The following is an 11784-nucleotide window of genomic DNA, read 5'->3' on the forward strand; positions in this document are numbered from 1 at the left end:
CGCAGCGGCACGCGATCCGCTTAGAAACCCCAGAACATCAACCACCATGCGCTGTCGATGACGGCAAGCCCGACGGCGAACCATACGAACGCCGCAAGCCGGCGCGGCCAGGCCGCATAGCGCCCCGTCACGTTCCACGCGAGCCACGCACTCCATGCGTTGGCGCCGACCAGGATCGCGATGCGCACATCGGCCGCCCAGCCGAGCGGCACATGCTCGGCACGCAGCAGCGACAGTGTCGTGGCCGACAGGCCAAGAAATACGCCCGCACCCGCGATCGGGATCAATGCCTGCGCAAGATGATGCAGCCGCACGCGATCGAAGCGACCGAGCATCAGCGTGGCGCCGGCCAGCAGCATCAGCAGCGCCGTGCCATACACGAGCCCCGTGCCGACGATGTAGCTGACGACCAGCCCCCCGTCGAGCCAGGAGAACACGTCGTTGCGATCCGGGTAGTGCGTGAGCAGGAACCACGGCGCATTGGTCTCGAGCGGCCACGTGATGTCATGGTCGATCAGCCAGCCCGCGAGCCATTGCTTGATCTGCACGAACCACGGGCTGACGGTCCAGTGGAACGCGCCGATCGCGACGCCGAGCAGGCCGTACAGGATCAGCGCGGTGTCCCACGGATTCGCCTGCTGCGCGCCAAGGTTCACGACTTCGTCGGACGGCGAGCGCAACGACAGCGAGATCGCATCGCGATGCCCGCTGCAGCGGCCGCACATGTGGCAGTCCGCCGCGCCCTTCATGTTACGCAACGGCACGAGCGGCGCGCAGTTGATCGGAATCACGCGATGGCCATGCTCGCCGTTCTTGTACGAACGGCGCCATGCATCCTCGTCGACCTTGTAGCGCATCGGCGCGAGCCGCGCGAGCAACCCGAACACGCCGTTGACCGGGCATAGGTACTTGCACCATACGCGCTTCTCGCGGCCGTACAGCACGCCGATCACGATCGCGCCGACGGTCGAGCCGCCGAGCACGAACAGCACCGCAAGCGGGTACTGGTACACGCTCACCATCTGCCCGTAGATCGTCGTGAGCCCGAACGCGACAAACGGCCAGCCGCCCCACCGCATCCAGCGCGGAATCGGGCCGCCGCGGCCGAACTTGCTCGCGAATTCGGTGAGCGCACCTTCCGGGCACAGCACGCCGCACCAGACGCGGCCGAGCATCACCATCGACAGCAGCACGAACGGCCACCAGATGCCCCAGAACGTGAACTGCGCGATCAGCGTGAGGTTGCTCCACAGGTGTGCGGAGTCGTCCGGCAGCGGCAACACCGCCGGCACGATGATCAGGAACGCATAGACGGCGACGACGGCCCACTGGATGCCGCGGATCAGCGGGCCGTGCCGCTGCATCCACTGGCCGGCCTGCGCGAGCCAGCCCTGCTTGCCTGCGGCGACAACACTCATGCCGCGCGACCCACCGCGACGGCCGGACGACGGCTCGCGCGCTTCATCAGCAGCCAGACCACCGCCCAGTACACGGCATAGGCAACCAGGTTGGTCAGTGCCGGGTGCGCGCGATAGCCGGTCAGCGTTGCGACGAGCGAGCCGAACGTGCCCGAATCATCGAGGATCGCGGACGTGTCCCACACCTGCGAAATGCCGAGCGGCAGGATTTCCTTGTCGATCAACTTGTCGACGCCGGTCTGGAACAGGCCCGCGCCGAGGAACAGCAGCATCACTTCGGTGACGCGGAAGAAATGCCGCCACGAGAAGTACTTGCCGCCGAGCTGCAGCAGATAGAACGTGAAGAATGCAAGACCGAGGCCGATCAAGACCGCGAGCATCTGGCTGCCGTCGACGTGACCCGATTGGCCAAAACCGAGACCGTACAGGAAGATCACCGTCTCGCTGCCTTCGCGCGCGATCGCGAGCGCGACCAGCACCGCGACGCCCCACCAGTTCGAATCGCGCGTGCTCTGCTGCAGCGATTGCTCCATGTCGCGCTTCAACGTGCGGCCGTGCCGGCGCATCCACAGCACCATCTGCACGATCAGCACGCATGCGATCAGCACCATGGCGGTCTGGAAGTAATCCTGCGCGTCGCCGGACAGCACTTCGGTGAAACCGACCAGTGCGGCACCGAGGCCGACGGCCATCAGCAGGCCGACACCGACGCCGGTCCAGAGGAAAGGCAGGCCACGGCGCGCGTCGTCGTCACCGTTTTTCAGCCATGCATAGAGAATGCCGACGACGAGCAGCGCTTCGACGCTCTCCCGCCAGACGATGAACAAGATCTGACCCATCGATATCTCCTGACGCGCGGTACACCGGGCAGGTGTGCCCGCGCGCAGATAAAACGCGTTACTTCGCGACGATCACGCCCTGCGCCTGCTGGTGGAAATCGTCGAAAAACTTGTACTCGCCCGGCGACAACGGTGCGACGACCACGAACGAATCGGCGCCCGGCGCGAGCACCTTCTCCTTGCGCAGTTGCACGCTCTCGAATTCGGCGGCGCCCTTGCCGGTGTTCTTGATCTCGATCTTGAAACGCTGGCCGGCCGGCACTTCGATGCGGGCGGGATTCAGCTTGCCGTCCGCCATCTCGAGCTTGAACGTCGGCAGATCGGCAGCGTACGCTGCGCCGGCAAGCCACAACGCAGCAGCTGCGGCAACGATTTTCTGGGGAATTTTCATTCTGGGTTCTCTACGCCGACGGCACGCCGTCCGTGATGCCACCGATCAGTAACCGCCCTTCTTGCCGATACCGGCGAACGGGAAGTCGTACTCGAGGGTAATGGGCTTGAACCATGCGCCCACGCCCGTTTCCTTGTCGATATGACGGCCGAACGCCATATGGCCCGTCTGCATCGGCGGCTTGACGACCATCGTCAGGTGGTACTTGCCCGGGCCGTTCAGCTTCACGTTGTCGCCGTAGTGCGGGCCGTCGCTCGCGACCATGCCCATCAGGTCGCCTTCCGCCTTCCACTTCGCGTCGCCCTGCTTCGTCAGCTTGTACGTGACCTGCAGGTACGGCATCCAGTCGCCTTCCGCGAAACCCGTCGGGTTGTTCTTGACCGCATGGATGTCAGCCTCGAGGTGGATGTCGGAATCCGACGCCTTGCGCATCATCCCTTCCGGATCCATCGTGATCGGCTGCAGGTACACCGCGCCGATTTCCATGCCGCCCTGGATCTGCTGCTTGCCGATCGGATATTCGGCAGCCGAGGCCGACATCGCGGCAAGCGCCGCCGCTACCGCAACCGTCGTGCGGATGAACGAAGAACCCAACATGGACACTCCTTGTTATTTGATCTGGAACCATGTGGACCGACCGTCAGGCCGGCCCACTGAAAACACTAACGCGACGAAGAACGTTAATGCGAACAATTCTCAATAATGGCGAAGTTTAGCACCGAACCTGTTTCGGAACAAACGGGGAGCCGTGTAAACCCCTGATCCGACAAGGCTTACAGGCTCGCTACCGCAGGGTCTAGGTGACGCTTGGCAAGATTTACCGGCCGCCGTTGACGTGATCGCCGACGTTCGCACCGAACACGCGCTCACGCAGCAGCGCAAGTTGGTCGCGGGTCGCGGCGGCCTTCTCGAACTCGAGGTTCTTCGCGTAGTCGGCCATCTGCTTCTCGAGGCGCTTGATTTCCTTGGCGAGTTGCTTTTCTGACATGTCCTCGAATTTCGCGCGCTGCTGCGCTTCCTTCAGCTCGGCGCGTGCCTCGTCCGCGTTGTAGACGCCGTCGATGATGTCCTTGATGCGCTTCACGACACCGCGCGGCGTGATGCCCATCTTTTCGTTGTGCGCGATCTGCTTCGCACGGCGCCGCTCGGTCTCGCCGATCGCACGCTTCATCGACTCGGTCATGTTGTCCGCGTAGAGGATCGCCTTGCCGTTCACGTTCCGCGCCGCGCGGCCGATCGTCTGGATCAGCGAGCGCTCCGCGCGCAGGAAGCCTTCCTTGTCCGCGTCGAGGATCGCGACGAGCGACACCTCGGGAATGTCGAGCCCTTCCCGCAGCAGGTTGATCCCGACCAGCACGTCGAACGTGCCGAGCCGCAGGTCGCGGATGATCTCGACGCGCTCGACCGTGTCGATGTCGCTGTGCAGGTAACGCACCTTGACCCCGTGATCGGCGAGAAACTCGGTGAGCTGCTCGGCCATGCGCTTCGTCAGCACGGTGATCAGCACGCGCTCCTCGGCCTTCACGCGCGCGTTGATCTCGGCCAGCACGTCGTCGACCTGCGAGCTCGCCGGCCGCACTTCGATTTCCGGATCGACGAGGCCCGTCGGCCGCACGACCTGCTCCGCGATCTGCCCGGTCACGCGCTTCTCGTAGTCTGCCGGCGTGGCCGACACGAACACGACCTGGCGCATCTTGCGTTCGAACTCCGGAAACTTGAGCGGCCGGTTGTCCAGCGCCGACGGCAACCGGAACCCGTAGTTGACGAGGTTTTCCTTGCGCGCGCGATCGCCGTTGTACATCCCGTTCAACTGGCCGATCAGCACGTGCGATTCGTCGAGCAGCATCAGCGCATCGGGCGGCAGGTAGTCGACGAGGGTCGGCGGCGGATCGCCGGGCTCCGCGCCCGAGAAATGCCGCGAGTAGTTCTCGATGCCCTTGCAGAAGCCGAGCTCCTGCAGCATCTCGAGGTCGAAGCGCGTGCGCTGCTCGAGACGCTGCGCCTCGACGAGCTTGCCATCGCGGTGAAAGAACTCGAGCCGCTCGCGCAGTTCTTCCTTGATCGTCTCGACCGCGCGCATCACGGTCTCACGCGGCGTCACATAGTGCGACGACGGATACACGGTAAAGCGCGGGATCTTCTGCCGCACGCGCCCCGTCAGCGGGTCGAACAGCTGCAGCGTCTCCACCTCGTCGTCGAACAGTTCGACGCGCACGGCCAGCTCCGCGTGTTCGGCCGGGAAGATGTCGATCGTGTCGCCCCGCACGCGGAACGTGCCGCGCTGGAAATCCTGCTCGTTGCGCGTGTACTGCATCGCGATCAGCCGCGCGATCACGTCACGCTGGCCGAGCTTGTCCCCGGCGCGCAGGGTCAGGATCATCTGGTGGTATTCGGACGGGTTGCCGATACCGTAGATCGCCGACACCGTCGCGACGATCACGACGTCGCGGCGCTCCATCAGGCTCTTCGTCGCCGACAGCCGCATCTGCTCGATGTGCTCGTTGATCGACGAGTCCTTTTCGATAAACAGGTCGCGCTGCGGCACGTACGCTTCAGGCTGGTAATAGTCGTAGTACGAGACGAAGTACTCGACCGCGTTGCGCGGGAAGAACTCGCGAAATTCCGAGTAGAGCTGCGCGGCGAGCGTCTTGTTCGGCGCGAACACGATCGCCGGGCGGCCGAGCCGCGCGATCGTGTTCGCCATCGTGAAGGTCTTGCCCGAGCCCGTCACGCCGAGCAGCGTCTGGAACGAGAGACCGTCCTCGACCCCTTCGACGAGCGTCTCGATGGCGGTCGGCTGATCGCCTGCGGGTGGATACGGTTGATACAGCTGGAACGGCGACCCTTCGAAGGTCACGAATTTCGATTCGTCGAGCGCGTCGCCGGTTTCGGCTTTATGTTCGGACATGGAATGCGGCCGGAGCGAGGGCAAAGAAAGCATTCTAGCGCTTCGCGGCCTCGCGAACTGCTGTCGGCTCCTGACGTGCGGCGACCGCCCGGCATCTCGATTTGCCGCCGAATTTCGCCGCGGATTCGTCGCCCCCGCCTGCACGAATTCGCTACAATGTCAGGCTGCTGCGCTTTCCGGCGTCGTGCCTGCCCGCGCGCGGTCCGCCGCGCCCGCCCCGCTCGTTGAAAGCCTGACCCTCTTTTCACTACTGCCGAATCATCATGTCGCTCTTCTCCGCTGTCCAGCTTGCTCCCCGCGACCCGATCCTGGGCCTGAACGAAGCCTTCAACGCCGACACGCGTCCGACCAAGGTCAACCTCGGCGTCGGTGTGTACACGAACGAAGAAGGCAAGATTCCGCTGCTGCGCGCGGTTCGCGAAGCAGAGAAGGTGCGTGTCGAGGCCGGCCTGCCCCGCGGCTACCTGCCGATCGACGGCATCGCTGCCTACGATGCGGCCGTGCAGAAACTGCTGCTCGGCAACGACTCGCCGCTGATCGCGGCAGGTCGCGTGGTCACGGCCCAGGCACTGGGCGGTACGGGCGCGCTGAAGATCGGCGCCGATTTCCTGCGCACCGTGAACCCGAACGTAAAGGTCGCGATCAGCGATCCGAGCTGGGAAAACCATCGCGCGCTGTTCGAAGCAGCCGGCTTCGAAGTCGTTGCGTACCCGTATTACGACGCGGCCACCAACGGCGTGAACTTCGAAGGCATGCTGTCGGCATTGAACGGCTACGCGGCAGGTACGGTCGTCGTGCTGCACGCGTGCTGCCACAACCCGACCGGCGTGGACCTGACCGAAGCGCAATGGCAACAGGTCGTCGATGTCGTGAAGGCGCGCAACCTCGTGCCGTTCCTCGACATGGCCTACCAGGGCTTCGGCGAGAACATCGAGGCCGATGCTGCTGCCGTGCGCCTGTTTGCCGCGGCCGACCTGAACGCATTCGTGTCGTCGTCGTTCTCGAAGTCGTTCTCGCTGTACGGCGAGCGCGTCGGCGCACTGTCGATCATTACGTCGAGCAAGGAAGAAGCGACGCGCGTGCTGTCGCAACTGAAGCGCGTGATCCGCACGAACTACTCGAACCCGCCGACCCATGGCGGCGCCGTGGTCGCAGCGGTGCTCGCATCGCCGGAACTGCACGCTTCTTGGGTGCAGGAACTCGGTGAAATGCGCGATCGCATCCGCGCGATGCGTAACGGTCTCGTCGAGCGCCTGAAGGCAAGCGGCGTCGATCGCGACTTCAGCTTCATCAACGCACAGCGCGGGATGTTCTCGTATTCGGGCCTGACCTCGGCGCAAGTCGATCGCCTGCGCGACGAGTTCGGCATCTATGCGGTCGGCACGGGCCGGATCTGCGTCGCAGCACTGAACACGCGTAACCTCGACGCAGTCGCCAATGCGATCGCAGCCGTCCTGAAGTAACGCGGCTTGAGCAGGCGGCAGCCGTCATCGGCCCCGCCCTGCCAAAATGAAAACGCACTCTACGGAGTGCGTTTTTTTATGCCATTCGCCAGCGGGCAGCTACCCCGCCCGCCCCCGCATCACTGCATGAACCAGCCGTGGCTGACGACAACCGACTGGCCCGTGAGCGCGGCGCTCGGGAAGGCCGACAGGAACAGCACCGTCTGCGCGACGTCCTGAACGGTCGTGAACACGCCGTCGACCGTATTGCCGAGCATCACCTTCTTCACCACTTCCTCCTCGCTGATCCCGAGCTCCTTCGCCTGCTCCGGAATCTGCTTGTCGACCAGCGGCGTGCGCACGAAGCCCGGGCACACGACGTGCGAGCGCACGTTGTGCTTCGCGCCTTCCTTCGCCAGCACGCGTGCCAGGCCGAGCAGGCCGTGCTTGGCCGTCACGTACGCTGACTTCAGCGGCGACGCTTCGTGCGAGTGCACCGAACCCATGTAGATCACGACACCGCCGCGATCGTCCTTGTACATGTGCTTGAGCGCGGCCTTGGTCGTCAGGAACGCGCCGTCGACGTGGATCGCCTGCATCTTCTTCCAGTCGGAGAACGAGTAGTTCTCGATCGGATTGACGATCTGGATGCCGGCGTTCGACACGAGGATGTCGACCGAGCCGAACGTTTCGGCCACCTTGTCGATACCGCTGTTCACGGCGTCCTCGTTCGTCACGTCCATCGCGACGCCGATCGCCTTGCCCCCCGCCTTGACGATCTCGTCGGCAACGGCGTTCGCGCCGCCCTGGTTCAGGTCGGCGATCGCGACGACCGCGCCCGCCTTCGCGAGCTCGAGTGCGATTTCCTTGCCGATGCCGCTTGCCGCGCCCGTGACGACTGCGGTCTTGCCGCTCAGATCTGCTGCCATGTCCGTCTCCTCCCGTTGTCGGATCGATAAAACACGCGCCCACCGCATCCGCTACCGTTGCGCGATCGCACTGGCGGGCCAGCCGTCATTGTGCACGATCGGCCCCGCCGTTCGCGCGCAAAACGTCTAAGCTTAAGGTCGGTTCGGTTACTCAGGAGATTCGCATGCACTATCGACGGCTAGGCCGCTCCGGCTTGCAGATCAGTGAGCTTTCGCTCGGTTCGTGGGTGACGTACGGCAACCAGGTCGACCAGCGGGTCGCGCGCGAATGCCTGGCTGCGGCGCGCGACGCGGGCGTCAATTTCTTCGATAACGCCGAGGTCTACGCCGGCGGCAAATCCGAAGAAATCATGGGCCACGCGCTCAAGTCGCTCAACTGGCCACGCATCAGCTATATCGTGTCCACGAAGTTCTTCTGGGGACTCGCCGAAGTGCCGAACCAGTATCACACGCTGAACCGGAAGTACCTGCTGAACGCCATCGACGGCTCGCTGCGCCGGCTGCAGCTCGACTATGTCGACCTCGTCTATTGCCATCGCCCCGACCCGAACACGCCGATCGAGGAAACCGTCTGGGCGATGAGCGACATGATCGCGCACGGAAAAGCGCTGTACTGGGGTACGTCGGAATGGAGTGCCGACGAGATCCGTGCGGCGTGCGAGATCGCCGAGCGGCATCACCTGCGCAAGCCGGTCGTCGAGCAACCGCAGTACAACCTGTTCCACCGCACACGGGTCGAACAGGAATATGCGCGGCTCTACGACGACTACGGTCTCGGCCTCACGACCTGGAGCCCGCTTGCATCGGGCCTGCTCACCGGCAAGTATCGTAATGGCGTGCCGCCCGGCAGCCGCGCGCAATTACAGGGTTACGACTGGATGCGTGACCGCCTGACCGATCCGGCCGCCAACGACATCGTCGAACGGCTCGGCGCAATCGCAGCTGAGCTCGGCTGCAGCACGGCCCAGCTCGCGATCGCGTGGGTACTCGCAAATCCGCGCGTGAGTTCGGTCATCACGGGTGCGTCGCGGATCGAGCAGATCAGTGACAACATGCGCGCGCTCGATGTTGCCGCGAAGCTGACGCCGGATGTGAAGCAACGCATCGAGGACGTGGTCGGCGATGCGTACGAGTAAGGCGATGCGCGGCCACTCGCGTACAATACGCGGCCCGCATCGGCGCCCGGCCTGACGGCCGCGCACGATCGACCGCTTTCATTGATTCACCTTTCGTTTCAGGCAGCCCGCCATGCTCAGTTATCGTCACGGTTTTCACGCAGGCAACCACGCGGACGTGCTCAAGCACGCCGTCGTCGTCCAGCTGCTGCGCTACCTGAACAAGAAAGACAAGTCGTACTGGTACATCGACACGCATGCAGGTGCCGGGGTGTACTCGCTGCGCGACGGCTATGCGGCGAAGACGTCGGAGTTCGACACCGGCATCGGCCGGCTGTGGAACGAAAAGAACCTGCCGGAGGTGCTGGGCGACTATGTGGATGAAGTTCGCGCGCTGAACGACGACGGTGAACTGCGCTTCTACCCCGGTTCCCCATACATCGCATGGCGATCGATGCGCGAGCAGGACCGCATGCGCCTGTTCGAAATGCACACCACGGAAATCGACGTGCTGCGCCACAATTTCCGCGATGCGGGGCGACGCGCGATGATCTTCGCCGGCGACGGCTTCGAAGGCGTCAAGGCGCTGCTGCCGCCGCCGCCGCGACGCGCACTCGTGCTGATCGACCCGTCCTACGAGGACAAGAAGGATTACGCGCGCACTGTGACTTGCGTGACGGAGTGTCTGAAGCGTTTCGCGACGGGCTGCTATGCAGTCTGGTACCCGCAGGTGACCCGGACGGAATCGCAGCGTTTTCCCGAGCAGTTGAAGCGCCTGCAACCGAACAACTGGCTGCACCTGACGCTGACGGTATCGAACCCGCCGACTGACGGGCTGGGCCTCTACGGCAGCGGGATGTTCATTCTGAATCCGCCGTATACGCTCGCCCAGAGCATGAACGAGGCACTGCCCTATCTGGTCGAGATGCTCGGACAGGATAGCGGCGCCCGCTACCAGATCGAGCACCGCGGAAACTGATCGGGCGACCGGCCGTTACGGCTGAGGTCTCGGGGCGAGCCTCGGCTGGCTGGGCGGCTGTCCACCCCACGCGGGGACATTGATATACGGCGCGACGAACAGTGGAACCGACGTGTTCGGTACCTGCCCGGCCGGGGCCCGCATGCCCGCCGGCTCGACGATCGGCTCGGAAGACAACGGTGCCGTCTGCAGCACCAACCCGCCCTTGCCGTCCTGGATACCGCGGTGCGTATCGAGAATAAGCGGCTTGGACGACGTCGCGGCAGCGGCCGCAAGTCCATGGACAAGCACCGCCGCGCCCAGAACGAGACGCGCGTGGGCACTTCGACGCACATCGAGACGCAAACGCATGATCGTGTCCTTTAGGATGAAAAGCAGGTGCATACCATAGCGCTGCACTGACGATTGCGCCAGATCCGGCGCACAAAAAACAAAGCCCCGTCAAATACGGGGCTTGCTTATCGTTCGGTGCCACGTGACACCTGACGGTGACTCCGATTACAGCGAGTAGCCGTTGGTTTCGAGCGAGCGGATGCGGCTCTCGAGCTGGACGATGTCCGACGACGTGGCAAGGTAGGCCTCACGGCGTTCACGTTCTGCGGATTCGAACCAGTTGCTCAGCTTTTCGACGATGTAGGCGATCATGACATTCTCCAAGGAAGGGGGACCCCTGGTGAATCGGTGTTCAGGGATTTCCCGTATAGGGTTATCCCGAATTATAGCGATGCCGCACCAAGATGCTAGTGAAATACTTGCATGGAAACCATTCCATTTTGGAATGGTGGTCCGAGAACGCCACATAACCCATTGATTTTTATCGAGATCGTATCGAGGCGCGATTGGGGCGTCGAGCGTGCGCACTAATTTGGTTCACTGGCGGGTTCGGATAGACGCGCCAAAATCGGGCATTCGGGCCGCCCGTCACCATGACAGTGCGCAGCAAGATCGGCCAGTGTGTCACGCATGTCGCTCAGATCGGCGATACGCTTGTCGAGCTCGGCCACATGCTCGAGGGCAATCGACTTCACTTCGGCGCTCGCGCGGGAACGGTCTTGCCAGAGCATCAGCAACTTGCGGATGTCCTCGACGAGAAAGCCAAGGCGTCGCGCCTGGCGGATGAAGCGTAGGGTATGAATTTCGTCCGTGCCGTAGATCCGGTAGCCGGCATCGGTACGCTTGCTGGGCGCCAGCAGGCCGACCTGTTCGTAGTACCGGATCATCTTTGCGCTGACTCCGGATTCGCGCGACGCGTCGCCGATATTCATTCCTGCCCTCTCCATCAAGCGCTGGTTTTGAACATGAACGTCGACGCATGCAGTCGCCGACGGCACTTCGATCGTATCAAATCGTGTGGTTTCGTTCCGGGTAAGGATTGGCTGCAGGACGACGGTCGGGTGATCTGGCGTGCATGCCAGTGGGATGCGATGAATGGAGCGCTCTTCCCTCGACGCACATGCATTTCCTTCGCTGAAATGCAAAAACCCCCGCCTTTCGGGCGGGGGTTTCTGGCTAAGGGAGCCTGACGATTACCTACTTTCACACGGGAATCCGCACTATCATCGGCGTAGAGTCGTTTCACGGTCCTGTTCGGGATGGGAAGGGGTGGGACCGACTCGCTATGGTCATCAGGCAAAGAGGGTTGTTGTGCTGGCTTCGCAGCACAACCAATCTTGGAAGAAGCAGTAATTTCGTTGGGTTGTGAGGTTGTATCTCACACATACGCGGTAGTTCAACCGCAGTACGTCGAGTGCTTCACACTCGAC

General features: G+C 63.3%; 12 protein-coding genes and 1 rRNA gene. 3 read left to right on the forward strand and 10 right to left on the reverse strand.

Features of this window, described 5'->3' with window-relative positions:
- Positions 1-20: 20 nt before the first annotated feature.
- The 5 genes from LGN17_RS34940 to uvrB all read right to left on the reverse strand — a co-directional run bounded on the left by LGN17_RS34940 (position 21) and on the right by uvrB (position 5556).
- Complete coding sequence (locus LGN17_RS34940) at positions 21-1418, reverse strand: 4Fe-4S binding protein (protein WP_226201369.1); 1398 nt, start codon at positions 1416-1418, stop codon at positions 21-23.
- Complete coding sequence (locus LGN17_RS34945) at positions 1415-2257, reverse strand: FTR1 family iron permease (RefSeq protein ID WP_226201370.1); 843 nt, start codon at positions 2255-2257, stop codon at positions 1415-1417. Before LGN17_RS34945 ends, LGN17_RS34940 begins: the two co-directional genes overlap by 4 nt.
- A gap of 58 nt (positions 2258-2315) precedes the next feature.
- Entirely contained in the window at positions 2316-2648 is a 333-nt protein-coding gene (locus LGN17_RS34950; protein ID WP_047898577.1) for a cupredoxin domain-containing protein, read from the reverse strand.
- A 45-nt stretch (positions 2649-2693) separates the two neighbouring features.
- Positions 2694-3245: an iron transporter gene (locus tag LGN17_RS34955; protein ID WP_039370067.1), complete on the reverse strand. Its 552-nt coding sequence runs from the start codon at positions 3243-3245 to the stop codon at positions 2694-2696.
- Between the two features lie 220 nt (positions 3246-3465).
- Positions 3466-5556, reverse strand: a complete 2091-nt coding sequence (uvrB, locus tag LGN17_RS34960) for an excinuclease ABC subunit UvrB (RefSeq protein ID WP_226201371.1) — start codon at positions 5554-5556, stop codon at positions 3466-3468.
- A gap of 263 nt (positions 5557-5819) precedes the next feature.
- On the opposite strand from uvrB, the gene LGN17_RS34965 reads away from it, so the two are divergent.
- Positions 5820-7019 (forward strand): amino acid aminotransferase, encoded by a 1200-nt coding sequence (locus LGN17_RS34965; protein ID WP_226201372.1) that lies wholly within the window; start codon positions 5820-5822, stop codon positions 7017-7019.
- Between the two features lie 119 nt (positions 7020-7138).
- Here the strand turns inward: LGN17_RS34965 and LGN17_RS34970 are convergent, their stop codons facing one another.
- Positions 7139-7927, reverse strand: a complete 789-nt coding sequence (locus LGN17_RS34970; RefSeq protein ID WP_226201373.1) for a 3-hydroxybutyrate dehydrogenase — start codon at positions 7925-7927, stop codon at positions 7139-7141.
- A gap of 164 nt (positions 7928-8091) precedes the next feature.
- On the opposite strand from LGN17_RS34970, the gene LGN17_RS34975 reads away from it, so the two are divergent.
- Both LGN17_RS34975 and LGN17_RS34980 read left to right on the forward strand, forming a co-directional pair.
- Positions 8092-9063, forward strand: a complete 972-nt coding sequence (locus tag LGN17_RS34975) for a potassium channel beta subunit family protein (RefSeq protein WP_226201374.1) — start codon at positions 8092-8094, stop codon at positions 9061-9063.
- Between the two features lie 112 nt (positions 9064-9175).
- Positions 9176-10021, forward strand: coding sequence for a 23S rRNA (adenine(2030)-N(6))-methyltransferase RlmJ (locus LGN17_RS34980; RefSeq protein ID WP_175958559.1), 846 nt, complete (start codon positions 9176-9178; stop codon positions 10019-10021).
- A 15-nt stretch (positions 10022-10036) separates the two neighbouring features.
- Here the strand turns inward: LGN17_RS34980 and LGN17_RS34985 are convergent, their stop codons facing one another.
- The 4 genes from LGN17_RS34985 to rrf all read right to left on the reverse strand — a co-directional run bounded on the left by LGN17_RS34985 (position 10037) and on the right by rrf (position 11651).
- Positions 10037-10405, reverse strand: coding sequence for a hypothetical protein (locus tag LGN17_RS34985; RefSeq protein ID WP_175972136.1), 369 nt, complete (start codon positions 10403-10405; stop codon positions 10037-10039).
- A 114-nt stretch (positions 10406-10519) separates the two neighbouring features.
- Positions 10520-10666: a DUF3563 family protein gene (locus LGN17_RS34990; protein WP_006478295.1), complete on the reverse strand. Its 147-nt coding sequence runs from the start codon at positions 10664-10666 to the stop codon at positions 10520-10522.
- 215 nt (positions 10667-10881) lie between these two features.
- Positions 10882-11286 carry a Cu(I)-responsive transcriptional regulator gene (cueR, locus tag LGN17_RS34995; protein ID WP_226201376.1) on the reverse strand — a complete coding sequence of 135 codons (405 nt, stop codon included), beginning with the start codon at positions 11284-11286 and terminating at the stop codon, positions 10882-10884.
- Between the two features lie 252 nt (positions 11287-11538).
- Positions 11539-11651 (reverse strand): 5S ribosomal RNA (gene rrf / locus LGN17_RS35000).
- Positions 11652-11784 lie beyond the last annotated feature (133 nt).

The organism is Burkholderia sp. AU30280 (genome assembly GCF_020420125.1).
Classification (GTDB): Bacteria; Pseudomonadota; Gammaproteobacteria; order Burkholderiales; family Burkholderiaceae; genus Burkholderia.

What these genes read in the sequence shown, in the direction of transcription:
- LGN17_RS34940 (WP_226201369.1), bottom strand. Translation starts at nt 1,418, where the DNA reads ATGAGTGTTGTCGCCGCAGGCAAGCAGGGCTGGCTCGCGCAGGCCGGC.
- LGN17_RS34975 (WP_226201374.1), top strand. Translation starts at nt 8,092, where the DNA reads ATGCACTATCGACGGCTAGGCCGCTCCGGCTTGCAGATCAGTGAGCTT.
- LGN17_RS34965 (WP_226201372.1), top strand. Translation starts at nt 5,820, where the DNA reads ATGTCGCTCTTCTCCGCTGTCCAGCTTGCTCCCCGCGACCCGATCCTG.
- LGN17_RS34990 (WP_006478295.1), bottom strand. Translation starts at nt 10,666, where the DNA reads ATGATCGCCTACATCGTCGAAAAGCTGAGCAACTGGTTCGAATCCGCA.
- LGN17_RS34950 (WP_047898577.1), bottom strand. Translation starts at nt 2,648, where the DNA reads ATGAAAATTCCCCAGAAAATCGTTGCCGCAGCTGCTGCGTTGTGGCTT.
- LGN17_RS34970 (WP_226201373.1), bottom strand. Translation starts at nt 7,927, where the DNA reads ATGGCAGCAGATCTGAGCGGCAAGACCGCAGTCGTCACGGGCGCGGCA.
- LGN17_RS34980 (WP_175958559.1), top strand. Translation starts at nt 9,176, where the DNA reads ATGCTCAGTTATCGTCACGGTTTTCACGCAGGCAACCACGCGGACGTG.
- cueR (WP_226201376.1), bottom strand. Translation starts at nt 11,286, where the DNA reads ATGAATATCGGCGACGCGTCGCGCGAATCCGGAGTCAGCGCAAAGATG.
- LGN17_RS34985 (WP_175972136.1), bottom strand. Translation starts at nt 10,405, where the DNA reads ATGCACCTGCTTTTCATCCTAAAGGACACGATCATGCGTTTGCGTCTC.
- LGN17_RS34945 (WP_226201370.1), bottom strand. Translation starts at nt 2,257, where the DNA reads ATGGGTCAGATCTTGTTCATCGTCTGGCGGGAGAGCGTCGAAGCGCTG.
- LGN17_RS34955 (WP_039370067.1), bottom strand. Translation starts at nt 3,245, where the DNA reads ATGTTGGGTTCTTCGTTCATCCGCACGACGGTTGCGGTAGCGGCGGCG.
- uvrB (WP_226201371.1), bottom strand. Translation starts at nt 5,556, where the DNA reads ATGTCCGAACATAAAGCCGAAACCGGCGACGCGCTCGACGAATCGAAA.